This window comes from Sarcina sp. DSM 11001 (genome assembly GCF_900101015.1).
GTDB lineage: Bacteria > Bacillota > Clostridia > Lachnospirales > Lachnospiraceae > CAG-791.
On the sequence record NZ_FNFZ01000027.1, the window covers coordinates 21,714 to 47,538 of the forward strand.

The 25,825-nt window shown below is 47.5% G+C and carries 15 protein-coding genes and 20 tRNA genes; 6 read left to right on the forward strand and 29 right to left on the reverse strand.

Annotation, left to right across the window (positions count from 1 at the left end; translation table 11 throughout):
- Positions 1-54: 54 nt before the first annotated feature.
- From BLT02_RS17250 to BLT02_RS17270, 21 genes are all read right to left on the reverse strand, one after another.
- On the reverse strand, positions 55-192 hold the full coding sequence (locus tag BLT02_RS17250; RefSeq protein ID WP_175453841.1) for a hypothetical protein: 138 nt from the start codon (positions 190-192) through the stop codon (positions 55-57).
- A gap of 47 nt (positions 193-239) precedes the next feature.
- Positions 240-312 (reverse strand) — tRNA-Ala (locus tag BLT02_RS13320).
- A gap of 6 nt (positions 313-318) precedes the next feature.
- Positions 319-390: transfer RNA gene (locus tag BLT02_RS13325), tRNA-OTHER, on the reverse strand.
- 2 nt (positions 391-392) lie between these two features.
- Positions 393-464, reverse strand: a tRNA-Gly gene (locus tag BLT02_RS13330).
- Between the two features lie 27 nt (positions 465-491).
- Positions 492-564, reverse strand: a tRNA-Gly gene (locus BLT02_RS13335).
- Between the two features lie 7 nt (positions 565-571).
- A tRNA-Thr gene (locus tag BLT02_RS13340) sits at positions 572-643 on the reverse strand.
- A 4-nt stretch (positions 644-647) separates the two neighbouring features.
- Positions 648-718, reverse strand: a tRNA-Ile gene (locus BLT02_RS13345).
- Positions 719-784: 66 nt separating this feature from the next.
- A tRNA-His gene (locus BLT02_RS13350) sits at positions 785-856 on the reverse strand.
- A 2-nt stretch (positions 857-858) separates the two neighbouring features.
- Positions 859-930 (reverse strand) — tRNA-Arg (locus tag BLT02_RS17255).
- Positions 931-947: 17 nt separating this feature from the next.
- Positions 948-1,019 (reverse strand) — tRNA-Thr (locus BLT02_RS13355).
- A 4-nt stretch (positions 1,020-1,023) separates the two neighbouring features.
- A tRNA-Ile gene (locus BLT02_RS13360) sits at positions 1,024-1,094 on the reverse strand.
- 23 nt (positions 1,095-1,117) lie between these two features.
- A tRNA-Asn gene (locus tag BLT02_RS13365) sits at positions 1,118-1,190 on the reverse strand.
- Between the two features lie 221 nt (positions 1,191-1,411).
- Positions 1,412-1,480: transfer RNA gene (locus BLT02_RS17260), tRNA-Pro, on the reverse strand.
- 5 nt (positions 1,481-1,485) lie between these two features.
- Positions 1,486-1,557: transfer RNA gene (locus BLT02_RS13375), tRNA-Asp, on the reverse strand.
- A 108-nt stretch (positions 1,558-1,665) separates the two neighbouring features.
- A complete protein-coding gene (locus BLT02_RS13380; RefSeq protein WP_092996488.1) occupies positions 1,666-1,914 on the reverse strand; it encodes a helix-turn-helix domain-containing protein in 249 nt (82 codons plus the stop codon).
- A gap of 569 nt (positions 1,915-2,483) precedes the next feature.
- Positions 2,484-2,570, reverse strand: a tRNA-Ser gene (locus BLT02_RS13385).
- A 7-nt stretch (positions 2,571-2,577) separates the two neighbouring features.
- Positions 2,578-2,661, reverse strand: a tRNA-Ser gene (locus tag BLT02_RS17265).
- Between the two features lie 11 nt (positions 2,662-2,672).
- Positions 2,673-2,761, reverse strand: a tRNA-Ser gene (locus tag BLT02_RS13390).
- Between the two features lie 47 nt (positions 2,762-2,808).
- A tRNA-Ser gene (locus BLT02_RS13395) sits at positions 2,809-2,895 on the reverse strand.
- 4 nt (positions 2,896-2,899) lie between these two features.
- Positions 2,900-2,972: transfer RNA gene (locus tag BLT02_RS13400), tRNA-Leu, on the reverse strand.
- 5 nt (positions 2,973-2,977) lie between these two features.
- Positions 2,978-3,064: transfer RNA gene (locus BLT02_RS17270), tRNA-Leu, on the reverse strand.
- 342 nt (positions 3,065-3,406) lie between these two features.
- On the opposite strand from BLT02_RS17270, the gene BLT02_RS13405 reads away from it, so the two are divergent.
- Positions 3,407-4,987, forward strand: coding sequence for a Mu transposase domain-containing protein (locus BLT02_RS13405; RefSeq protein WP_092996491.1), 1,581 nt, complete (start codon positions 3,407-3,409; stop codon positions 4,985-4,987).
- Positions 4,984-5,769: an IS21-like element helper ATPase IstB gene (istB, locus tag BLT02_RS13410; RefSeq protein WP_092996494.1), complete on the forward strand. Its 786-nt coding sequence runs from the start codon at positions 4,984-4,986 to the stop codon at positions 5,767-5,769. Before BLT02_RS13405 ends, istB begins: the two co-directional genes overlap by 4 nt.
- 199 nt (positions 5,770-5,968) lie before the next feature.
- Here the strand turns inward: istB and BLT02_RS13415 are convergent.
- From BLT02_RS13415 to BLT02_RS13445, 8 genes are all read right to left on the reverse strand, one after another.
- Positions 5,969-6,057 (reverse strand) — tRNA-Tyr (locus BLT02_RS13415).
- A gap of 493 nt (positions 6,058-6,550) precedes the next feature.
- On the reverse strand, positions 6,551-8,689 hold the full coding sequence (locus BLT02_RS13420) for an ATP-binding cassette domain-containing protein (protein ID WP_092996497.1): 2,139 nt from the start codon (positions 8,687-8,689) through the stop codon (positions 6,551-6,553).
- 14 nt (positions 8,690-8,703) lie between these two features.
- The gene (locus BLT02_RS13425; protein ID WP_092996500.1) at positions 8,704-9,852 is read right to left on the reverse strand and encodes a radical SAM protein; all 1,149 of its coding nucleotides are present in this window, start codon (positions 9,850-9,852) and stop codon (positions 8,704-8,706) included.
- A gap of 16 nt (positions 9,853-9,868) precedes the next feature.
- Positions 9,869-10,057, reverse strand: coding sequence for a hypothetical protein (locus tag BLT02_RS13430; protein WP_092996503.1), 189 nt, complete (start codon positions 10,055-10,057; stop codon positions 9,869-9,871).
- Between the two features lie 626 nt (positions 10,058-10,683).
- Positions 10,684-17,991 (reverse strand): SpaA isopeptide-forming pilin-related protein, encoded by a 7,308-nt coding sequence (locus BLT02_RS13435; RefSeq protein WP_092996506.1) that lies wholly within the window; start codon positions 17,989-17,991, stop codon positions 10,684-10,686.
- 257 nt (positions 17,992-18,248) lie between these two features.
- Positions 18,249-18,938, reverse strand: coding sequence for a sigma-70 family RNA polymerase sigma factor (locus tag BLT02_RS13440; protein ID WP_092996509.1), 690 nt, complete (start codon positions 18,936-18,938; stop codon positions 18,249-18,251).
- A 210-nt stretch (positions 18,939-19,148) separates the two neighbouring features.
- Positions 19,149-19,307, reverse strand: a complete 159-nt coding sequence (locus BLT02_RS17275) for a hypothetical protein (protein ID WP_175453842.1) — start codon at positions 19,305-19,307, stop codon at positions 19,149-19,151.
- A 610-nt stretch (positions 19,308-19,917) separates the two neighbouring features.
- A complete protein-coding gene (locus BLT02_RS13445; RefSeq protein ID WP_139187625.1) occupies positions 19,918-22,251 on the reverse strand; it encodes a hypothetical protein in 2,334 nt (777 codons plus the stop codon).
- Between the two features lie 426 nt (positions 22,252-22,677).
- Between BLT02_RS13445 and BLT02_RS13450 the strand changes: the two genes are divergently transcribed.
- The 4 genes from BLT02_RS13450 (at position 22,678) to BLT02_RS13465 (ending at position 25,816) form a co-directional block, all read left to right on the forward strand.
- Positions 22,678-23,640, forward strand: a complete 963-nt coding sequence (locus tag BLT02_RS13450; RefSeq protein WP_092996515.1) for an XRE family transcriptional regulator — start codon at positions 22,678-22,680, stop codon at positions 23,638-23,640.
- Between the two features lie 43 nt (positions 23,641-23,683).
- Positions 23,684-24,436 carry an SOS response-associated peptidase family protein gene (locus BLT02_RS13455; protein WP_092996518.1) on the forward strand — a complete coding sequence of 251 codons (753 nt, stop codon included), beginning with the start codon at positions 23,684-23,686 and terminating at the stop codon, positions 24,434-24,436.
- Positions 24,437-24,482: 46 nt separating this feature from the next.
- Complete coding sequence (locus BLT02_RS13460) at positions 24,483-25,436, forward strand: DUF5131 family protein (RefSeq protein ID WP_242869816.1); 954 nt, start codon at positions 24,483-24,485, stop codon at positions 25,434-25,436.
- 158 nt (positions 25,437-25,594) lie between these two features.
- Complete coding sequence (locus BLT02_RS13465) at positions 25,595-25,816, forward strand: hypothetical protein (RefSeq protein WP_092996521.1); 222 nt, start codon at positions 25,595-25,597, stop codon at positions 25,814-25,816.
- Positions 25,817-25,825: the final 9 nt, after the last annotated feature.

Sequence of the window (25,825 nt, forward strand, 5' to 3'; positions counted from 1 at the left end):
CCTTCCCGGTCAGGAAAGCGGTACCAGATTACAGATATTTAGATCCGGTTTGTGCTACTCATCTTTACGGATCCCTTCTGTTACGGGTATGATCTGCTTTGCTGACACAGGCATGACAAAACAACGTTCCTGGCAGAACCAGAACCGCTCTTCTTCCTTCCTGAACTGTTTGCAGACCATTGCGTACATCATTTTTCCATTCTCCTTGCTATTCTTAGACAATAATTTATTGAGTGAAATGGAGCCGACAGGTTTCGAACCTGCAGCCTTCTGCTTGCAAGGCAGATGCTCTTCCATTTGAGCTACAACCCCATATAATAGCGGGTACGGGATTCGAACCCGTATACATGGCTTATGAGGCCATCGTGAAACCTTTCCAACGCAACCCGCAGAGCCCGTACCGGGAATTGAACCCGGATCATCTGTTTGGAAGACAGATGTGTTGTCCATTACACCACACGGACGAAATATAGATAATAATCCTTTTTTAAAGCAAGTAACGGGACTCGAACCCGTAACCCCGCTCAGGCAAAGCAGTGCGTTAGCCGATTACGCGATACCTGCATATAAAAGCTTCCCGTCGGATTCGAACCAACAACCGGCTGATTACAAATCAGCTGCGCTACCGTTACGCAAGAGAAGCAAGATCGGAGCTGCGGGAATCGAACCCACATCGACTGTGTATAAGACAGCTGCCCTGCCATTGGACGAAGCTCCATTAAAAACCATTGATATAGAATCAGGAATAGGAGAGAAATCTATATTCCTGAACCAGAGTCATCAGGGTGACTGACGGGATTTGAACCCGCATGAGGCGGCACCACAAGCCGCTGCATAGCCGTTCTGCCACAGCCACAGTATCCCCGGCGCGACTTGAACGCGCATCAGATGGTTCGTAGCCACCCAGTCTTTCCTTTAGCCTACAGGGACATATTTGAGAATTTGAGAGCTTCCCGTCGGATTTGAACCGACAGCCTGCTGATTACGAAACAGCTGCGCTTCCATTGCGCCAGAGAAGCAAGATCGGAGCTGCGGGAATCGAACCCACATAGGCTGCGCATCAGACAGCTGCCCTGCCGTTGGACGAAGCTCCATTGAAAACGTTGATTTTTTTGAGCGGGAACAGCAGGGATCGAACCTGCGGCCTTCCGGTTAACGGCCAGACGCTCTGCCAGCTGAGCTATGAACCCATATATTTCTTCTGTCAAGCTCTGAAACTGCCAACATGGTTTTCAGTTTCAGACCCTTCTGATTATCTCCATGACCCTTGCGTTTTTACGGATTCGAACCGCTTTGATAGCGTGACAGGCTATTTTTTTACCATTGTTCTTTGCTGTGAGGGTCACAACCTGTACCGTCCGCCCTTCGCATAACCGAATGGTCTTCTTCTGACGGGAAACACTTAGAAAGTTGAAAATGTCGGAATCGAACCGCGTCTCTGCGTCCCTGGCGCAGCGTGTTTCCATTACACCACATTCTCAATGACAATCCTAACGGGAATCGAACCCGTACCTTCGGAGCGACAGTCCGGCGTACTAACCTTTATACTATAGGACTTTATTATGGTCTTTATTGCAGGCGGACCAGCGGATGCCAGCCCGCCTTTACGCAATATAACACGTTATTTCTATTGTTTTTGCTATTTGATTCCGGAGAATCATCCAGTCATCCGCACCTGCGAGCCGGTATGTCTACGACAACGATGTCGTCCATAGTCACACCCAATATTGCCGCCAATATGACCAGGTTGTCGATGGTAGGCAAGGATGTACCGTGGATCCACTTGTAGATAGCCTGCGGAGTTGCGAAGCCAAACACCGCCTGCATGTCCTTTACGGAAAAGCCGGCAGCGATCCGCATCCTGTCGATGTTCTGACCGGTCGCAACAACGTTGATGTAAGGAACAGTTATCATGTTGCACCCCCTGTCCGGCAGCATAACCGGCACAGGGAGAGCTGGTTACACCGCCTTATTCACTTTCATTTTTCCGGTTTCTGTCCTGCTTTATTTCCGATGGCAGGAACAGATCTTCATAACCGTGATCTTTAAAACTCTTTTTCATAATGCGGCTCTCCATTTTCCTGAAAATATGCAATAAAAAACCGCCTGTCTTTTCGGACAAGCGGAAGTATCAGCAACATAAGCTGTGATCAGTCTGTTCATTCCAGAGTATGTGCAAACACACCTGGATTCAGATATCCACTTGATCCGGCCTTGAAAAGGCATACCTTATTAAGCCATTCAGCTTTTTCAGCTGCGGGCATAATGGTTCCCTGAAGATCATTCGGGCGATATGTATTGCGTGAACTGAATATATGTATCTGCAGCATTGCCTTTCCTTTCCGAACCTGCGGTTCTATTTTTTCTGACTTTCACTATAACACCGTTTAAAAACCTTGTCATTATACTCGTAGTATAATTTCAGGGCTTTGTTACATGTTTTCAGAAAAAAGCCAGGGAAACCTGCCACTTCCCTGACTGAGCGCCGCTCCCGGGTCCCGACCCCGGATGCCGGATCAACCGGCCCCTGCTTAGCAGGCAGGTGCATTTGCCAATTCTGCCAGAGCGGCTTATAAGCGAAGACGGGGGGATTTGAACCCCCAAACCCTTTCGGATCACCTGTGTTCGGGACAGGCTGCCTGCCAATTAGCACACGTCTCCAAATATGATAGCGCCGCAGACAGGACTCGAACCTGCAAGCCGGTTTTCCCCCGACCAACTGTGTTCCAAACAGCACCCCCACCAGTTGAGGGACTGCGGCATATAAGTCGGCAGATCAGGGTTTGTATATCTGCCGATATTGATAAGCGCCGTGAGAGGGATTCGAACCCCCAGTCCGCTTTCACGGATCACCGGTTTTCAAGACCAGCCCAGTAGCCATTGTGGCATCACGGCTTAGTACGGGAGGAGGGATTCGAACCCTCAAAACCATGTTACTGAGACAAGTACGTATTCCGTTCCGTCACTCCCGCATAAGTGTCCCTGGTGAGACTCGAACACACAATGGATCTTAGTCCGGCGCGGGGCCTTAGCCCGCTGCATATACCAATTCTGCTACAGGGACATAGCTATATGACGTACTCCCGGAGGGATTTGAACCCTCACTGAACCGGGTTTAAGCCGGATTCCTCTTCCAGTTGTGGGCGGTAAGATGATCTTGCCACCACACGGTAAGGAGTTTTTTCACTCTACGGTAAGCAGTTTTTACATCCTGCAGTAAGCACTTTTTTACATGTGCGGTAACCAGTTTTTTACATTGTCCGGTAAAGACTTTTTCACACAGGGCGATAAGCACTTTTTTACATATGAGCACTGATTCCTGCCAGTGGTGAGTAATAATAAGGAGGTGCTCCAGCAGCAGCCCACTGTATACTTGTAACAACAAGAATGCAGGAGGGAAGCAATCATGTTGGACAAGACACAGATGCAGGAAATACAAGACCTGAAACTTCGTGGTTATACCAAGGCGGAGATCCTTCAGTATTACAAGGAGCAGGGGATCAAACCGCCAAGCCGGCCAACCATTTCCAAGTACTATGACATGGATGTCATACCGGATAATCCCGGCGCCAGGCTTTCCAAAGATAAAGCCTTTGATGTCTCTCCATTCAAGGAGACGATCCTGAAGATCCTTGAAGCAAACAGCCGCAAAGACTTTTGCGTATCTTCCGTTTATGACCTTCTGGAAGAGAAGTTCATAGAGAATGGTGAGTTTAAGCAGCTGCCGGGTAATGAACAGACGCTCCGCAACTACGTACATTTCCTTGAGAAATCAGAACAGATCAACACCGGAAATGACCACAGGCGGATCTATGACCATGTATTCGATACTCATCCAGGCGAACAGATGCTCATCGATTTTGGAGAAGTTACGCTGAACAGGAAGTCATCAATACATTTTATCTGCCTTCTGCTGCGTTATTCACGGTTCCTGTGTGTATTCGCGCAGGACCACAAATATAACGCTACAGAGGCCTGCCAGGCGATCTATAAGAGCTTCTGCAGGATCGGCGGACGTCCGTCTGTCCTGGTGATCGACCAGGATGCAGTTTTCGTATCCAGTGAGACCTATGGGGAGGTCATTAAGACCAGGGTCTTTGAGGACTTCTGTACAGAGCAGGAATTAAAACTCTGGGTATGCAATAAGGCTGATCCGGAAAGCAAGGGACCGATAGAGAACAGCGTCGGTTTTGTAAAGAAAAACTTTTTCAGTGCCCGTAAGATCACCTGTATTGATGATGTATGGCGTTCTCTACCGGGATGGCTGAACCGTAAGAACAAACGTATTCACCGGGCTACGCTGCACATTCCGGAAGCAGTATTCCGGGATATTGAGAAGAAAGCTTTAAGGCCGATGCTCCCATCTGTCTATGAAGTTTCGCCGAATACGTTTACTTCCACTGAACTCCATGGCACGCCGTATGTGTTATACAAATCATGCAGATATTCCGTACCTAGAGAGTTCGCCTTCAAAACGGTAAAATATAAAGTCACGACCGGGAAGATCCACATTTATGATGAAAATCTCAGTTTCATCTGCACGCATCTCCTCAGTGAGAGAAAAGGAAGTTATAACCAGCTTCCCGAACACAGGAAAGGGGAATCAGGCAGCTGGATCGACATCATGGAGCGCATGCGGGATAAGTGGAACTGCTACGACTTCCAGCATTTCATCAACGGTATTAAGAAAGAAAATCCAAGGCACATCAGCAAACAGCTCAGTGCGATCGAACAGTTCCTGGATTCCGAGAAGCCGGAACGTGCCCTGGTCGCAGAAGTAATGAGGATCTGCTGTAAGAACTTCCGCTATCAGTTCTCACAATTCAAAGTGGTTTATGAATACACTAAAGCCGGCCGTAGTCTTTCTGGGACAGAAAACATGATTGTTGCCATGAAGTCCGATCCGGTGGATTACAAGTCACTGGAGATATACGGCAGAGTCTTTAACGAACGCGTCGCCCAGACCAGGAAGGAGGCGACCGTATGAACCGTGAAGTCCTGAAAAGCATTGATACAGGGCGTATTCCTGTTGAACGTCTTATGTCACTTCTCCAGACATTTACGCTGAAACATTCTGCAAGGGCACTCCCGGATCTGCTGGAAACAGCAGATCTGGAGAATGTCACAAACCGCCAGTTTCTGCTTTCAGTTCTTGAGACCGAGGTAAAAGGCCGTAATGAACGCAGGAGAAAGAGAAACTATTCCGCAGCGCACTTTCCGCCAAATATCCGTCCGCTGGAAGAATTCAATCCCGAAGAACTGGAATCAGGGATCTCACAGGCGCAGCTGGACAGACTGAAGGAACTTTCCTGGCTGGACAACAGCGGAAATCTTGTGTTCGCCGGGCCGCCCGGCCTGGGCAAGACAATGGTTGCTCTTGGTCTGGGCCTTCATGCCATCAACAACGGTTATACCGTCTGCTTTGAGAAGATGGTAAATCTCGTAAAGATCCTTGATAATGCAGAGACAGAACGGACAGCCGGTTTCCGTCTCAGGAATCTTAAAAAGGCGCAGCTCGTGATCATAGACGAGATCGGTTACACACCGATCACCAAAAGCCAGGCAAACAGGTTCTTCACCTTTATCAGCGATACATGTGAAACCTCTTCCATTATCCTTACTACCAACAAAGAGATAACAGACTGGGCTGAATTGATGGGCGATCCCATACTTACGACTGCTCTTCTGGACCGGATCCTGGAAAGTGCGAACTGTTATTCGTTCCGGGGGGAATCATACCGTCTTAAATACCCGAAGATTCCCGACTGACATAAAGCCTGCCGGCTACCTGACAGGAGATGTAAAAAACTCCTTACCATGCCATGTTAAAAACTGGTTACCATACAATGTAAAATCTTCTTACCGGACAGTGTAAAAAACTGCTTACCGTACGAAGAAAAAACTCTTTACCTTACGATGTAAAAAAGTGCTTGACGTTTGCATCCAGTTGGGACACGGGAGCAAATCGTGGGCCGGGCAGGACTTGAACCTGCAATGTTTACCACAAGGGTGACGGATTTACAGTCCGCTGGCTTCGCCAATTCGCCGTACCGACCCATAAATAAAAAACCGCCTGCGTGGAAATACTCCAGGCAGGCGGCCTAATAACCATTGCACTCTCAGATAGAGTTCAGTTAAGCCAGTGTTTTGCCAGAGAATTCTCACACGCCAAAGTAACCTTGCTGCCGGAAAGCAGAAGGGACAGATACAGAACGTATGAGCTGAACAAAACAAACATAGCCATCATCTTAGTAATCCTCGCAGTTTTTCTTTGATAAATTAATTGGTTTTAGTAAGAAGAGCATACACCTATTATCATGAAAAATCATTCGACTAGTGGTATAAAATGTAGTGCGTAATCAGTGCGGCTCACCAGCTGTCTAAGATCTACCGCGGATACCATAGGATGAACCATTATTTTAACGCCGGCAGACTGTACTGGAAATAACACCAACTATTTGACGCTTACCCTTCATGTTCGGAAAAAATAGCGCCAGAGATGTTTAATCCTCATCGGCGCCATATAGAGCAAAATATTATGGAGAAATTATTATTTTTCAAATTCCGAGTCACATAGCACTCCATTAATGTTTTTCAATTCTATACATCGAGAAAAATATTTGAAACAATCATCTTCATGGTCTACAACTATTACCGTCTTGCCTTGTAGCGTCAACCCCGTTAATAATCTAGCAACTTCATATTTCTCTTCGTTATTCAATCCTTTAAATGGTTCATCTATTCCAAAAACTTTTCGTTTCTCTTCGATGTGTTTAATTATTTTTATTCTAAGATTTTCTCCACCGGAAAGAGACGATATGCCTTGTCCTATGAGTAAATGCCCTAGCAGAAGTTTTTTTGCCAGACTAAGCTTTTTATATATGCCCGGTTCCAGACTTTCAAAAAACTGAGTTGCCTCGTCTATTGACATTTCCATAACATCAAGCACAGACATTTTGCCTATTTTATACCTGTTAAGTTTTTTATCATATCCTGTTCCGCGGCAATCTTTGCACTTCAGTACTATTTGACTTTGACCTTTTGAGCCATATGTAATGTATCCGGATCCACAACATGTCTTACAAGCACCATCTGCACTTGCCATATTAGAGAAGAGCGACTTTTCTTTGTCAAATGTTTTTGCAAATAGGTTGGCTAATTTCCCAGATATATCAAGGCTTGTTGCCACAGAGGCATTACTGCTTCCGGTCATGGGTTTCTGGTTTATATATACATAACTATCATAGTATTGAATTAAGTATTCTCGTAAGAGAGTAGATTTTCCAACTCCTGAACGTCCAAAGATGATATTCATCCTATCGGCAGCAATACGAATATCAACTCCTTTGAAATTATAGACATTAGTAGGGATTCTTATTACATCTATTTTTTCTTCTGGTAATACTTTTATAGAAAGAGATAGCTTTTGTTTTTTTAAATACTGACCAACATCTATCAAAGAACCGCCATGCATGCCGCCACCTTCACCTAATGCAATAATAGAGGATGCGTCTTCTACAAATAGATCATGATGGTCTACTATCAGAAGAGTATTGGATTTTGATAAGGTTTTAATGTTTTGATATACAATTTCCTTCTCTTGAAAAGACAATCCAGACAACGGTTCATCTAAAACGACAAGGAGATCCGATAACTGAGAAGAAAACACTTTTATTAATCTAAGTCTTTGAAGCTCGCCCCCCGATAGCGAAGGAATTGTCCTATTTAAAAATAAATATCCGAGATTCAACTCAACGGCTTTTTGGGCAAATTGTTCAATTTGACTTATTGAAAACTCTATATCTGAACTTTTATATTGTCCTCTTACATCAGTTACCCACTTGAGAACCTCATTAAACGACAATGTCATTAATTCTCCTATGGATAATCCTGCAATTGTATTCTCTCTATGCCCTTCTTCATATTTTTCTCCTCTGCACCATTTACATATTAACTCTGAAAAGAAGTCTTTACTCGGCGAAAAGCTCTTTAGCATGGGCTTTCCTGACATAACTCCGTAATATGGAGTCGTTCGTGTAGAATAGTGACTGGTGACTTTGTATTTTATCGAATATTTATTTTTACTCTCCCCATATAATATTTTTTGTTTCTCTTTATTACTTAGTTGACGAAAGCTCTTTTGAATTGAAATATCTTCATCCTCACAGTATCTCGCTATAATTTGCCGGTAAAAGTCTTTGTGCTTATTCCAACATCTGATTGGAACTTGTTCAAGAGTTTTATCATAATCGATTAATTTAACCGGGTCGAGCTGTCTGATGTATCCTAGCCCAAGACAATGAGGACAAACATTTTCTGTTTTATTAAGCACAAAATAGTCGTAGGGAAGATTAAGAATTGCTGAATAAATTTTGGCAAGGCATGGGTTTAACGAGAAGTACGTTCCAATTGTAGAACGCACGTTATTATTATTATTCAATTGCCTGATAGGTACTGTGACAAGCATGTTTGAATAGGACTCCACGGAATAATCCGGTTCATTAGTACCATCATAAAACATGGAGCTAAGTTCGTGGAGCCCTATTTGAGCAACTGTATTATATGCTAAAGATGATTTACCACTTCCAGAAGGCCCAACTATCAAATTAACACCATTTCTTTTAAGGCGGATATCGATACCCTTTAAGTTATTTGTTGTTATCCCCTTTATTTCTATATATCGTGCCATATAATTTGTCACTCTCACAAAATATCTCGGTACATTTCGAATTCCGGCATATAAAGCTCTTTAATCTTTTCTATAGCTGTGATCAAATTATAAACTCTGTCTTCCGGAAAAGAGGCTACATTTTTCACCACCCGTTTAGCCTGCAAATCCGCAGCATATAGAGTAATAAGTTTTTGAATCCTACACTTTGATTTGTCACGAGTCTTAAATGTCTTTTTCACTAAATAATTTGCGCCGGGACATGTTGGGCAAATCGGATATATGTAGCAATTATTGAAGCAATCGTCATCAATGAAAGAATCTTCATTTTTAAAATCTGTATTTAAGATTTCCTTCAACTCCTCTTGACTAAATGTCATTGGAGTAACAAACGGACAGGGGAGAATAGATCCATCAGTATCAAAAAAAGTAGTCCCGGTTCCTATTCCACACCATTTTCGTTTTGGACGATTTTCTTCTACACAAACATCTATTTGCCGACCTAACATCTGATCTATAACAAGATCATCATGTTCAACATAAAAATCAACCAATTTACGAAGTTGAGGGATGATGGCTTTAATATATTTCTCATCGCTCCAGTCAAAGGTCCCTTCAAATAAATTGACTCCGTTTATCTCTTTAAACCCCAAACTATGCAAGAAAATGATATTATCAGCCAAATGGTCTAGTGAATACTCAGACAATGTCATCTTAACACCTTGTCCAGGCCATGTGTCCCTAAAAAAATCGATATCTATCATACCGAATGAATTTGATCTATTAAGATTATGCGTTTCAGGCAGTCCATCTAAACTTAACCCTAATACGAACCTGTCCTTATGACTACGGAACCAGTCTTTCATAGATTCATTCAGTACCGTTCCATTTGTCGTTGCATAGAATATATAATCCTCTTGTGGATATTTGGCGGTAGTATACTCGTATATTCTTTTTATTAATTCAAATTCAATTAACGGTTCTCCTCCAATAAAACTCAGTTCTATACCTTGCATATCATCTGGATGATTGGCAAAGATCCAATCGATGGCTTTTTTGGCTGTCTCAAACGACATACGATTATTTCCATCATGGTTCTGATAACAATATATACAATCTAAATTACAACTATGAGTCAGACATAAACTTGGAGAAAACCTTACCCCTTTTTTTATATCATTCATAACATCCTCACATTTTCTATCTATTATCAAAAAAGCTATCTGTCTGAATAATCAGACAGACAGCTTTACTCTCACATATAGACAAATACGAAGCCTTAGCTTCCAGATCCACTGCAGCTTCTTCCGCAATTACCAGTACAACCAGCCAAGCAACCGCCAGAACACGACTGCCCACAATTTCCTGTGCAACCACATCCACTGGCATAATATGCTTCACCAGCCATTGCCGGCTGATAATTAGGCTTCAGATTTTGTAAGGCAGACATAATAGCCTCGTTAAGCAGTCCCATATTATTATACCTCCTTCAAAAACTATAAGAGTAATCTTACGGCGCTCATTAAACTGTTAGAAGTCATATTTCTACATAACTATAATAACAACAATTATTATACCCGTCAAATATCAAAAGGTTCTCTAATATCATTTCGAAAAGATATTGATGTAATATCCTATAAGCGGCCATAACTAAAAGTCCTTGACTACAGACAAGAAAGGAGTCAGTAATATCACTGATGCCTACAGCATTACTCTGACAATTTACCTGTTTGATGAAAGAATAAAATGCCTCCATGTAGTAAAATACATCACTAAAGGAAACACTTGTAAAACCCCTATTGAAGAACGCTGTAGCTTTTTCATTTAGATAACAAACGAGGGAAGATTAAGCGCGAATATGGCTATATCTTTACTCTAATGTGTTTATTCTTTGCTTAATAATAATTGCAGCCCCAACACGGAAAGTAACTTGAGGCTGCAATTATTTCATTGTGCTATGAAATGTAGTTACGCATAAATAATCATTTACCCAGCAATTCTATTAGAAGTATATATCATTTTCTCTTAGAATTTTGGTTTTCTATATCCTTCTTCAAAGCCCAAAAGGCCCCCACAAAAATGCCTGCAACTATCATCAGCACGATCCACAGGACAACATTCGTGGTGTCACCGGTCTCAGGATTGCTTCGCTGCCTCTGGCTTGAAGAGGACGGTGTCGAGCTGCCGCCCTTCGGGGTAGACGAGCTACCTCCAGAGGAGGGTGTGCTGGTCTTTGTCTCCTTCGGTGCATCGACCATTGCGACTTTCTGGATCTCACCGGTTTCCTTAACTGTAAACTTCACATCCTCCGCAACTTCGTAGCCTTTAGGGGCTGTCACTTCACGGAGCGTATAAGTGCCGGGTTTGAGTTTTTCGATCATGTGAGGCTCCTTGCCGGAGGTCCATTCCTCGATCTTCTCGTTGTTGCTGTCGAAAATCGTGAGCTTCGCTCCAGGAAGTTCCTTTTTTGTCACCATATAGGTCTTGGAGATCTGCACCTTGGTGTAGTCGTCGACCATGGCAACTTTCTGGATCTCACCCGTCTCCTTCACCGTGAACTTTACGTCCTCCGCACGGAGATATCCGTCAGGGGCAAGTTCCTCGCGAAGAGTATAAGTCCCGGCAGGCAGGCGCTCGATCATATGGGGTTCTTTTCCGGAGGTCCAGCTTGTGACCTTTTTGCCGTTTTTATCAAAGATGGTGAGCTTTGCACCCAGGATCTCTTCCTTTGTGACCATGTCAGTCTTGCTGATCTGGACCTTGGTATAGGCATCCTTCATGTAGACTTTCTGGATCTCACCGGTCTCTTCGACTGTGAACTTCACATCTTCGGCACGCAGGTAACCATCAGGGGCAAGTTCCTCACGGAGCATATATTCACCGGGTTTCAGCATGGTAATGTAATGCGGATGATCCGTTGATGTCCATTTTTCGATGACTTTGCCGTCCTTGTCAAAGAGTGTCAAATGGGCACCGGGGATCTCCTTGCAGGTCGTCATGTCCTGCTTGGAGATGTGGACCTTTGTATAATCATCTTTCATGTAGACCTTCTGGATCTCTCCAGTCTCTTCGACTGTGAACTTCACGTCTTCAGCCCGAATGTATCCGTCGGGAGCAAGCTCCTCACGGAGCATGTAATCACCGACAGGAAGGCGCTCGATCATGTGGGGCTTATCGGTGGAAACCCACTTGGTGATCACCTTGCCATCCTTGTCAAAGAGTGTCAGATGGGCGCCGGGGATCTCTTTGCAGGTGGTCATATTCTGCTTGGAGATCTCCACTTTCGTGTACTTATCCTTCATTTCCACCTTCTGCTCAATACCGGTGTCCTTCACCTCAAATTCCACATCTTCTGCCCGCACGTAGCCGTCCGGGGCAAGTTCCTCCCGCAGCACGTACTTTCCGATCGGGAGCATTTCGATGTAGTGCGGTTCTTCTTCGGAAGTCCATGTCTTTACAGCATTTCCTTCCTCGTCAAAGATCGAAAGCTTCGCTCCGGGGATCTCCTCGCAGGTGGTGATATCTGTCTTGGAGATCCTGACCTTGGTAACATCATCCTCCATCTTAACCTTCTGTACCTCCATGGTGTCCTTCACGGTAAAAACGATGGATTCCGCAGTCACATAGCCATCTGCAGGCTTCCTCTCAACAAGCTCGTATTCCCTGTTGGCATAGAGGTACTTGATCAGGTGCGGCTTCTCTTCAGAAACCCACTCGTCCACAACATTCCCGGCATAGTCAAGTACCTGGAGGTGTGCTCCCGGGATCTCACTGCCGCCGGTGATGTCGGTCTTGGAGATTTCCACTTTTGTGGGTTCATTTACGAATGCAAAGTCAAAGGACACTGTATCCTTATCATCTCCTTCGTATTCAAATGTGAATTCCTGCTTTTTATCACTGGCCGCATAGCCGCGCGGGGCTGAGACTTCCTGCAGATAGTACTTTCCGTCTACGGGCAGGTCAGCCGTGAAGCTGATCTCACCCTTTTCATTGGTCGCCCGCATCTCGATCATCTCATCCTTTTTAATCAGGACTTCGCCGGTCACAGACAGGATGTCTTCAGCCGCATAAAGCCCAAACGTGGCGCCTTTCAATGCTTCTTCTGTTTCTGAATCTTTCTTTGTCAGGTGCAGGGATACTTTCTGGCGGACATTCTGCCACTTCTCATCATAGACGACGATCGCTGTGTACTGGTCGCGGTAGGTGAGATCCACATAACGGGGTTCACTGTCGAGGACATAGCCGTGTGCAGTCTCCTTTTCCACGACATAATATCTGCCGAGGGGAAGGTCTCCCAGTTTCGCAATGCCGGTATCATCTGTAGTGATAGTTCCGACCAGTTCATCCTTCTTAAAATAGTCCTCCGCAACGCCGTCTGCTGCTTTGATGTCTTCAGCCGCATAGACTTCGAATGTGACGGAAGTCAGAGTCCCTGAGAGATATTCGAAGAAATGCTCTACTGTCCCCTTGACGGCATCCACTGGACTTACTTTGTCCAGGAATTCTCCCTTCTTGTCGATGATAAGGAGCGCGGTAGGGACCTTATCCTGCATTTCGACCTTCTGGATCTCACCGGTTTCCTCCACGGTAAAGACAACATCCTCCGCACGGAGATAGCCGAACGGTGCAGTCTCTTCCCGCAGGACATAGGACTCGCCTGCAGCAAGGCAGCGCACCATGTGGGGCTCGCCTTTCACGGTGGTCCAGCGCTCGATGACCTCGCCGCTGCGGGTGAGGATCGTCAGGACTGCCCCGTCGATCTCTTCGGCACTGGTGATGTCGGATTTTGTGAATTCGACCTTTGTGGGTTCATTTTTCATTACTGCACTCAGCTTTACTGCCGGTACATCCTGTCCCTGCCAGGAAGCGTCAAATGTGGGGACTATATCCGAAGATACATAGCCCGCAGGCGCTTTGTGCTCCTTCACATAGTATTTTCCAAGAGGAAGATCAAGATTAAAGACGGCGATCCCGTTTTTACCGGAAACTCCTTCTGCAAGGAGGGTATCCGCTTCCACGAGGGGGATCCCTGCATCATCAAGAATAGTGCCGGCAGCCGTATGGATATCTTCCGCGGTGTAGAGCCCGAAGACTGCTCCTTCGACTGTCTTTCCGGTCTCCATATCCTGTTTTTCCACAGTGATCTCCACTTTCTGGCGATCATTTGTGAATTCCATGGCCTGTTCGATCACGGGCGTTTTCTGATCCTTGTATGCAAAAATGACTTCCTGCGGTTCCGTGTTCAGGACAAAACCTTCGGGGGCCTTCGTCTCAATGACACGGTAAGTGCCAAGTGGAAGATCACTTACTTCCGCGGTTCCGACCTCATCAGTCACAACAGTTGTAACAAGGGCGTCCTTCTCATAGATCCTAATCCGGTCACCTTTTTCGTCTTTCTGGTGATCCGGGGTGAAAATATCCTCCGCTGCATAGACGGCGAATTCAGCACCGGCCAGTCCCTGTGCTTCATAGACAAAATCATTGTCATAAGAGGTCAGGACTTCACCGGACTTTGTGATGACGAGTTTTCCTTTAACAGGATGGTTTTCTACTTCAACTTCGATGATGGCGTCACCGGAAGTCTTGTCGATCTGGTAGGCAGTGTTGGTGTCCACGTCTACTTCGAATGTATCCGCATTCCTTACATATCCGATGGGGGCGATGATCTCCTCGATCCTGTAGCGCCCGGGCTTCAGGTTGTTGGGCAGGATCAGCCAGCCGTTCTCATCCGTGAAATAGGACTCATGGGTCTTTACGGAAGGATAAGTCGTGACCTGCTCCACATATGCATTTGCATTAACGTCAAAAACTTTGAATTCCGTACCCGGAATGAGGACGTTCTTCTTTGTTTCATCATCCTTCTTGATGATCCTGAGCTTTGCCTCAAACTCATCATCGAGCAGGACACGCCACTGCTGCGGCGTAGTCGGATGATTCTCCGTGATGGTCACTTTGAAATCATCGACGGGTGTGAAGTTATGGGGTGTCGTGGTCTCACGGACAATATATTTACCGTAAGGGATCGGGATGGAAACGGCATATCCCTTCTTATCCGTGAACATCTCCGTCTTGCCGTCGGAGGTCAGCACGACTGGCTTCGCTCCGGAGAAATCATAGCTGCCGTCAGGCTTTGTCTTCAGCGAACTGATCAGGTAAGCGGAGAATCCCACGCCCTGCAGCAGGTCCGCGTCGGTCTTGTCATTATCAGCTGCCTTGATCACCTGGAAAGGCTGCTTGATGACCTGTTCTTTGGAAGTACAGGCCTTCGTGACTGTCTTCACAAGGTCTCCCTCATAGGCACAGTCGATGTCATACTCCGTCTCATCGAGGAGATAGCCCTCGGAAGGGATCAGCTCCCTGATGAAATATTTCCCGAGATACAGGTCTTCCACAAAGGCTTTTCCGTCAGCGTCTGTCGTCATGGTCGCAACCTGGCTGCCTGCCTTAAACAGGACTCCGGTCTTTCCATCGGGATGGACTATGTCCTCACGGGCAAAAAGTCCATAGGTCGCTTTGACGAGCTTCGCATCACCCTGTGGTGTTCCGGTCTCCTTGTCCACCTTGGTCAGGTCGATCCTGGCGTCAACACGCTCATTAACAAAAGTGTGGCTAAAAGTGACTTCCGCCTGTTTCTCGTTGGTGTAATTGAATGTAAAACTGAAAGTATCTGCCTGGTTCCGTATATAATTCTTCGGAGCCTGGATCTCTTTTACATAATAGCTGTTGTTTACAGGAAGGTCCGCCTTAAAAACTGCGCTTCCATCCGTTCCTGTCGTGGCTTTTTCGATGAATGTGTCTTTGGGCACAATGACTTTGCCGTCTGCGGACTTGATGTCAGCCCCGGCATAAAGCCCGAAGATCCCTCCTGAGAGGGGGTTCTGTGTGGTGCCGTCCTGTTTAACAACGGTTACCTTTGCCTTCTGGCGGTCATTGCTGAACGTCGCGGTGCCGGTCACATCCGCGCTGGTGCTGCCTGCTGTGAGAGTAACGGTCTTGCTCTCTCCCTTGTTAACATAATTTGCGGGGGAACCTGTCTCTGTAACTACATAGGTTCCCATGTGCAGATTTGCAAGCGTGCCTTCACCATTGTCTCCAGTCCTGATCGTGCCGACAGAAGCTCCCTTCTTATGGACCACAGTTCCGTCTGCGGAAGTGATGTCTTCACCCGCCGTTACACTGTAGGTGGCTCCGGCGAGTTTGCCAGTTTCATACTTAAAAGCAGTTCCATTGCTGTCAGACGCTGCACCAATCAGGATCTCACCCTGTTTGGTGACTTTGATCGATCCCATGATCTCATCATCCTTGAAGCTCTTTGTCACGGTCGTACCGGCAGTCAGATTGACCGCAGTGACTTCCGTGGAGAGCTTAAATCCTTTGGGAGGTGTCAGCTCTTTGAGATACACTGTTCCTGTTGCATTGAGCTCTACAGTGGAAGTTCCGTTTGCATCTGTGGGAGGCATCTTTACCAGCAGGCTCGTGCATGCCTTGTCAGAGTAAACACCGTACACCGCACCGGAAAGATTTCTATTACCCGCGGCATTGCCCTTTGTAATGGTGAGCTTTGCACTCTCGACCCAGGTCACGGTCAGTTCCACATATTTGGCTTCTGCGTCGACGGCTTCCCCGAAGACAAGTGCGAGATCCTGTTCCTCATCGGAACCGCCTGCGATCATATAGGCTGAGTAGTCCTTGGTGACACTGCCGTTGAGTTTTGAGTACCAGGTCTTGCCTGTGCTCTGTGCCTGTGTCAGGGGAGCTGAGAAATAAAACTTCGTTCCTCCGGGGATCTCTACGGTCGCACCTGCCGCGCTGGTCTTTCCGGTCGTGACATTGTGGAGTTTCACACCGGCAGGGAGCTTGAAGGTGATCGTCTGCAGGGTATCTGCCTTGAAAGTGATCTCCTTTGTCCGCTGGGTGGTCCCGTCCACGTAAGCCGTTACGGTTTCGGGCGTGAGTTCCATATCTACATCCGGGATGTCGGGCATGCTCTGGCAGTAGTTGTACATTTCCATCGCCAGCTTTTTGCCCTTGTCACTCGTACCTACGAAAGCCTTTTCTCCTTCATTTGCGTAACCTGCCGCAAGATGGGTGATGATGAAGCGCTCGGGTCCGGAAAGTTCAGGATACTTCTCTGCAAAGAAACCTTCGTCTCCGGAGTACTTAGTACCGTAATAGCAGACCTTTGCCAGTGTCTTGCTGTCCTTCATCTTTGTGATGGTGTAGGTACCTGAATCAGGGGCACTCTTTGAAGGCTCGATACAGTAAGCAGTCGCAGAGATGTTCCCGTATTTTACATAAAAGGGATGTGTCCAGAATGTCCCCAGACCATAATCATGAAAATGATAGCGCTCACCCTTTGTGATCTCGACCTTCATGGTACCAGTTGAGGGAGCTGCTTTCAGAGCCATCTTCTTTTTGGGCATATCGAAGGTAACGGTCTCACCGACTCCCATCTCGGCCAGGGAGATCTCTTCCTCTTCCGTCGCCCATTTCAGGACACCTGACACCGTCCATCCGGAATCTTCATCATAGGTATCCTGGTCTTCAGATCCCTCGATCATTTTATCGAGTTCTTCCTTTGACCCGGCTGCTGTGTCTCCTGCCGGAGTTTCTTCGGTACCTGTTTTCTTTGTATGCGCGGAAGCTCCTGTTGCAGATGCTTCAGCTCCTGTTTCTGCGGCAGATGCCTTATCTTCAGGAGTGGCTGCATCTTTCTTTTCATCTTCACTTGATGCTTTTGAAGCATGTTCTGTATCTGCGTCCTCCTCGCTGCCGGATCCTTCTCCCTGATCTTCTGCAGCTGCTTTATCAGTTCCTGCGGTGGAAGACTTTGCAGCAGAAGATGCCTTGGCGGTAGTTACGGCTGCGCTCTCCTGTGCCTTTTCCTTTACCTCATCTTTGACAGTGATATTACGGCTGAAGCGGTAGGCAGGGTGTGCTGTATTGGCAGGTTCCGCATAATAAACAGCCTTATAAGTGCCGGGATTGCTGGTGTTAAATTCTTTTTTTAAAGCATCCTTTGCCTCATAGAATGTGACCGCCACCTTCTTATTGTCAGGGATCGTGATGTTTGTCAGGTCTTTCGTCAGGTCGATCTTTGACGCATACTCTACCTCAAGATCTTTCGCCGTTACCACCTCATCCTTGTCAAGCTGGTCCATAACCTTATCCAGCTCCGGGAGGGATGCGACATATGCATCAATATCCTCTGCGGGCGGGTGCTCTTCCGCCATGGATGAGACCGGCATGGCTGCAACTGACAGGAACATCGCTGCAGCAAGCAGGCCGGAGATCATCCGTTTTGCCCATCTTTCTTTTTCCATGTCCTCTTCCTTTCGTACTTGTTCCGGTTTCATGTTTCCTTATTTGTGTGCGCATGGCACATTCCCTCATGTCATCATGGGTATGCCCTCCTTTCCGGGACGACACCATTCATCCCTTCTGTATATCCCAATCAGAACAGGCACATAGGAAAGTCCAAAAAAGAAAAAAACAGATCACAGGCTGCCTGTCAGAAGCAGAAACAATACTTCCCTCAAGCACCCGCGGTCTGTTTTTAAACCTGATCCGTGATCAAATGCTATTTAATATTTCCCTTTGCTTCGTTTCCTTCCGTTCTGCAGAAGCGGTTGACCCTGAATTCCCTGTCGCCGGTCCCGAAGGCAGTCCGGAGTTTTTTCAGGGACTGTCCGAGTGTATAGGTTACATTCATCCGGGTCATTCCCATCTCTTTCGCCACATCTGACTGCTTCCTTCCCTTCACAATACACTGGATCAGGATATATCGCTGTTTATCCGAAAAAGTGTTCAGTACCTGGTTCAGCAGCCGCTTCTCCTCCCTTGCAGTTTCCGCATCAACGACCAGCTGAAGGGGATCCATCTCGTCCCATTCGGGCACCATGATCCTCTCAAAGTAAAGTACATCACATGAAAGTTCCCCCCTGTTCCTCCGGACTGCCTTTTTGTTGTGCCAGATCCTTCTTTCCCCTTCCAGATAGATCCTCATCTGCCACGGCTGGTCTGCAAACACTTCATACGGCATGACATGTTCACGTCCGGTCCTGTCGTGTTCCACAAAATCCCCGCATTTGTGGACGGGAAACACTGTCGTCGTCTCTCCGTTCTGATACACTACATATCCATTCTGGTAAATGGTGATCTTGATCTCGCTCCCCATCTGCTCCGTTGCAACGACGGGGGATCCTGATTCCCTGATCATAACCTCTGAAGGGACTCTTTCCCTCCAGGGAGCTGTCTCGACTTTATCCATTAATTCCTGCAATGTCATGCGACCACCTTTCTGCCTCATTGGCTGCGGGCGGCCGCTTTCGGATCCAGGATCTTTAGAAAGGCACTGAAAAAAGGCCTCCGGCACACCCGTTTTTTTAAACCGGTGCGCCGGGGCCGTCCTGACATTCCTGCCAGAGCTGCAGTGCACAGACCTTTCTTCAGATTTCAGATACAGATTCCCCGCATTGCTTTACCGGGTGCAAAGCATCTGCGGTATTACTGCCGGTTTTATTTCACCGGCATGGTTGTCCTGCGCGCAGGATGCCTCCTCCGTTCCTTCAAATTCGAATGTACTGAAATCACCCATTGCGTCGTAGGGAAGATCCTCTCTGTTCCATGAAGCCATCATTTTTTCCTCCTTCGTCTGTACGGATCGTTGAATGATTGAAAAAGGGCATAAAAAAAACAGTCCTTCAAAACAAACCATGCCTGCTGAAGCAAAGAGCCATTGGTACAAAAGTGCCGTTGGCGCTCTCCCTTGGGAGCTCCGGGAAAGGTGTCGCAAAAAAGTACGCCTTTCCCCGGGGAGCTTCAGTATGTGGAATTGTTTTGTGGACTGTCCTGATGCCGGCCTGAAGAACCGTATGATCGGTTTTTTCCGTTTCTCTTTCCCGCCGGCAAGATCATGATAACAGAGGCGGATCCCGATTTCCTTATCAAAATTTGAAAGGTGAAACTGCAATAAAAACCATGAAATATGCATGTTTCAGGCGGAATATCCCTTGAAATAGTGAATACAGGTGCTTTTCTTATTCATTTAGGACAGGAAAAAGTATCATTTTTTGATAGTTTTCGTCCGCAGCTGCTAAAAATTTTTTATTCTTTTATTCCCTGGCCTGCAGTACATGGCAGGGACATGTGCCGGGCAGGACGGATGATATCCGGGGATAAAAAAACCGACCATCCATCAGCTGACAGATGATCGGAATATATCCTGTTCCGGTAAGTATCAAATTCTTTTAATAAGTGAGGGCACTCAGGTTGTGTCTTTCCAGATAGCTGTTTGCCGCAGGGATCCCGTCACAGCTCTGCGCCCGGAGGATGTGGTCCAGGGCAACATGCCTGGCATTTTCATCATCGAGGACAAGACCGGCACGCTTGAAGAGGAGCCTGCTGATCCAATCAGGAAGTTCCAGGACAAGTGCGACAGCGGTCAGGAAATCCTCATTCCTGTATTTAGTGGGCATATCCAGCCATCTCCTGAGCTGCTGTTCAGTCAGTCCCAGTGCATCTGCCATTTCTATCATTTTGGTCCCGTTTGCAACCCGCAGGAACTGGAAGGCTTCTGCGAACTTTTTGGGGAAGCGCTGCTTGTACAGCATCCTGGCTTCGATGTCGTCGATATCCCCGATCTTTTCCCTGTTCAGGAAGTCATCGATATAGAACCTTGTCCTTGCAACGAACTCCGCGTCATAGTACATCCGGCCAAAGACGTACTGGCCGATCCCTTCCTGCATGTAGACACGGACAAAACGCAGGCAGCATTCGTCGACATGGCGGTTCGCCCAGTCTGAGAGCACCAGATTGTCCAGCCCCATCCAGTCCTTCTTCAGTTCCAGGAAGCGGCTCCCGTTCCTGACAACATGGCCGTCCGCATATACATATCTTTTGCTCTCCATGACCTTCCGCAGATCTTCATTCGCGATCATGAGGTTCTGGAGCGTCCTCCTGTCGATATTAAATGTATGGGTCGGTTCCTGCCAGGAATCCGGTTCAAACGCGAAGGGCTGGATCAGTTTCTTTTCAACATAGTTGAGGGATCCTTTTGCCTCAACGTAACCCAGCTGGATAAACCTGGCGCGGATACGGAAGTGGGGAACTCCCAGCTTTTTTGAAAGCTGTTTTCCCACCTCTTCATAGAGCTCTCCAAGATGGCGGCTGGGCCTGCCCATAGTCTTCCTGATGGTTTCCTGTGCCTTTATACTCTCGTCCAGGATACGGGAGCGGGTATCACTTGCCGGCATCATCAGTGCACTTGCACCACGGTTCGCCTGCTTTTCCATGAAATAGATCGGATCCTTCCACGCCTTTTTCTGTGCACTCTGATCCTTTTTTTGATCTCCTTCTGCAGAAGAGCCTGTATTCTTTCCGTCAGGGAAAACTGTCTTATCCGCTGTTGTTCCGCTGTGTTCCCGGATCCCAGTGTCATCCGGACCAGCCAGCTTCCTGGCAGATCCTTCCTCCGGATCGATCTCGATCGAAGGGACTTTCGTTACATCATTGCTGTTTAATTTCTGGAGACAGTAGAAAAGATAATGCTCCTCATAATGGATGCATTCGTGGAAGATATCGAATGACGAATATTCCTGCCTTATCGCGTTCGTATTGATGACAATGGTATTGGCAGGGATCCGGATAGCCTGCGGCACAGTTTCCGGGCGGGAACCTTCTTCCAATAACTCTATCGTATCCGCCTTAAAAAACAGGATGCTGTTGATCTTCTTGTGCCTGTGTACCGGCAGATACCAGATTGACAGTCCCATCCTTTTGGCAAGCGTTAAGGCATCCCTCATTTCCGGATCAGACAGTGCTTCGGGCAGGAACCTCGCCCAGATATGTTCCGCCACTTCGTCCACCCTGGCATTCTTATAATAAGGCACAAGGAAGGGACTCAATCGGACAAATTCGCTGCGGTCCGGGACATTCGGTACCAGTTCCTCGACCATATATATAAAACCATCGTCCCCTTCTTTTTTGTAGAAGGACCAGCTGCCACTCTCTTCCTTTCCCGCCTCCTCTTCTTCCTCAAAACTGCACCATATAGCGACAGTCCCCTGCCATGACACTGTACCTCTTCCGGTCTTCAGATGAAGCGTTACCAGTACATCCGTATAAAAGCTGATACGGTCGATCTTCCAGTAGGAAAACTCCGTGAGTTCACAGGATTTCCTGTTCAGCCATGTATCCCTGATATCAAGCTTTGCAGTTTTTGACAGGCTCCCGTCCTTCAGGCACTGGTTCAGATAGGAATATATGATCAGCCTGTGGTTACTGCACAGGTATTTTGTCATGGAAATGACATCGGGAACGAGGAGCCTTCCGCAAGTGCTCTTTATCGAGCCTTCACTTTTCTCCCATGATCCTGTGGGAACTGCACCAGGTTTTGTAACATCCGGAATGATGTCGATCGAACAGTCCTCTGCTTCCGGCTGTACAGCTGCCTTCTCAGACAGTTCTGCCTGCAGATCACTTTCTGCCTGGCCTGCAGGACTCTTTTCGTCAGTATTAACGGTATTATGGTAAATATCTCCTTTTGGTATAGCACATATAATTCTTTCTCTCTCTTTTTTCATCTTTCTGCAGCCTTCTTCAAAGTCAATAACTGTGTGAATGTAGATGTGCAAAAAAATGGTCCGTCCGCAGTTTCTCGTTATTGTCAGGCAGGGAGGATCACCTTTCCCCGTCCGGCCTGTCAGCAATCTCCTGTGCCGACCGGCTGCGGACTTCCCGCGGTATTTCAGTCAGTCAGTTTTGTCCCCTCCCTTCCTCCAGCCGCTGAGAATCAGGCATAAGACAAACATATGTTCTTTACAAACACCAAAATATCATGTATTATTATGTTTGTAAATAGTTATTTTGATATGTATATGTATTTTTATGTTATAAAGCGGTATAGATCTTATTCCGATATACGCAGAAATTACACCACTATCAATACACTCAGCAGATCTGCTGCCCGCACATACGGGGACATCCGCTGAAGACAGAAAGGAAACACCATGCCCCGCAGAAAGATAGTCAGGTCAGTTCCACAGACAAGCTCCGTCATTGACATGAAGACAGGGATGCCCGTGAGCCCTCCGTCCATACCGGTCATCTGCGAAAGGATCCGGTATTTCAGGGAACTTGCCGGGATCGAACAGAAGGAGCTCGGGAAAAAGATCGGCATCAGCCCCAATACCATCAGCAACTGGGAAACTGGACGTTCAAGGCCCGACATCAACCTTATCCCTGCGATCTGCGGAGCACTGCAGGTCAGCCTGTCTGAGCTTTTCGGCATAGAAGATCCGGAGGAAGGAAAGAGCAGGCTTGCTCCGCGGGAACAGGGCCTGCTCGACAGATACAACCGGCTTCGTCCGGGCAATAAAGCCGTCGTCGACTCCATGATCGATACCATGCTGGGTGTGCAGGAAGCGGAGGACAAGCCCGAGATTGGCAGGCTCCTCTTTTACCGCAAAGCCCTTTCCGCAGGAAAAGGCGACCCCACAGAGATCGAGGGGCGTGGCATGCCCATCTTCCTGTATATGGACCGGTTCAGAAATACCGCCGGTTCAGGCATCAGCCGCAGGGCGGACTGCGTCTTCGTTGTCAACGGCGACAGCATGGAACCCAGGTTCCACAGCGGCGACATGGTGCTCGTCGAGCGCATACCGGATGCTCCGCACCTGGACGCAGGAGAGATCGGTGCCTTCATCATGGGAAACGAGACCTATATCAAGGAATATTCGGAAGAAGGTCTGATCTCCCTCAATCCCCGTTATCCCCTGATGCGCTTTGAAGATGAAGCAGATGTATATCTGATCGGGCGGGTACTGGGAAAACTGGATCCGGAATGCATCGCAACGGCAAAAGATATCGATATGTACAGGATGATCCATGAGCCGGATCCTTCCCTGCAGGCCGGCGGCAGAGATGATGGCGAAGTAGTGTGCAGGGAGTTTATTGACAGGTATCTCTGGTAAAAAAGAAATTTCCGGTAAAGAGCAGCATGGAGGACACTCTCAAATGTGCAGCAGCTATTTTCTTGAAGATTCCCCATCCCTGGAGAACATCGCATATACAGCCGGCCACACACGCCTGGCACATCATATGATGAACTTCTTCGGCAGGCCATTCGTCTCCCAGGGGCGGGTAAAGCCTGCGGACATTGTCCCGGTGCTGGCTCCGGACCGCAAAGGGGAGGTCTCCATCTTTCCCATGGTATGGGGTTATACCAGCAATAAATCGATCATTACGACTGCAAGGGTGGAGAACGCCAGTGAGAGCAGTCTGTTCAGGGATTCCTGGGAGCGCAGACGCTGCCTGATCCCGGCATCATGGTACTATGATTACGAACACCTGCAGATCTCAAGGGATCCTTCTGCAGCCGGCTCTTCAAACAGCCAGCTCCCGGAAGCTATACGTGCCCGTACGGGTGCTAACGGCAGCAGAAAGGGACAGAAATATATGATACAGCCGGCAGGCACCACCCACATGCTCATGGCAGGGCTTTACCGGATCGAGGAATCGGGTGACACAAAGTTCCCTCATTTTGTGATCCTGACCCGGGATGCAACGGAAGAGATCTCCTTCATCCATGACCGGATGCCAGTTATGCTTGACCCCGCACAGCCATTACCCGCAAGCTTCTTTGCAAACGATACTCTGGCTGACAGGCAGTCCCATATCCAGCAGTGGATCAATCCCGGCACTATGCCCTGGATACTGGACCGGGTCATGGACAGTGCCGCGACAAACATAGTTTTTGAGAAGTGCTGAAAAAGATCCATGCAGTTCAGGCTAAGATGCCATTTTCGGGAGGTTCATGATGGAAACATATCAGCAGATGGACCTGTTCCATGATAATGATGACCCGCTTACAGAAACAATCCAGGACGATCCGCGTCTACCGGTCACGGTGACGTGGAACCTGTGGCACGGCTGCAAAAAAGTGAGTCCCGGATGTGCGAACTGCTACATGTTCCGCAGGGATGAGGAATACGGAAAAGATCCCACCAATGTTCACAAGACATCCAGCTTCAGCCTGCCGGTCCGGAAGTACCGCTCAGGACCGTATAAAGGACTCAATCGGATCCCGGCGGGATCTTTGTTCTATACCTGCTTCACTTCCGACTTCTTCATCGAAGAAGCGGATGACTGGCGTCCGGAAGCCTGGGATATGATCCGCCGCCGGCTTGACTGCTCATTCTTTATGATCACCAAGCGCCCGGAGCGGATCCTTCAATGCCTCCCTGCAGACTGGGGCAAGGGATGGGATCATGTCCATATCAGCTGTACCTGCGAAGATCAAACCCGGGCTGACCGCCGGCTTCCGGTCTTTCTCAAGCTTCCGATCCGGCACAAATCCATTACGCATGAGCCGATGCTGGAAGCCATTGATATACGCAAGTATCTGGCAGAGTACGGGAACAGCATGAATGAAAATGGCAGCCGTATCCTGGAGTCCGTCTCCTGCGGGGGAGAATCCGGCCCCAAAGCCCGTATCTGTGATTACGGCTGGGTCCTGAATACACACATCCAATGCGTGGAATACGGCGTCCCCTTCCATTTTCACCAGACAGGCGCCAGGCTCCGCAGATCTGTCCCGGACGGACATGGCGGTCACATTCAGAAAATCTACGAGATCCCGCGGGAATACCAGCATACACAGGCAGAAAAAGCAGGGCTGGACTATGGCGGAGGAATTGAGATCCCTGCCTGCCTTTCAGCAGACAGTCCTTCTGTATGTAAAGAGCCAGAAGAAGAGGGAAGCAATTAAACCTGGTATTCATCTAATCAGGTATATTATCGATGAATACTTTCGTAGTAATATTTAATGTGAACAATAAGAAGAGAGGCGCAAATCGAAGTTTGTGGAGGCAGCGTTGATGCTTACTTTCAATATGTTTGAGAATGGAATGGGAAGGGAGGCCGGCTATGAATAAATTGTTTGATTTTGGCAATCGTTACGCAAGAGAAAGCACTTGGAAGGATTTTGCACTTGTTAAGATTTGCCTGTTCTCGATGGGACTGGCAGCAGGGACAAAGATTCCTGAAAAACATAAGAAGAAGGCTATTGGAGCTGCAGCCTGTTTATTTGCAGGAACATACCCCCTGCTTATGACGAAAGTATTCCGTCTTGCGTTTAGGAGGTCATAGGCATAATGA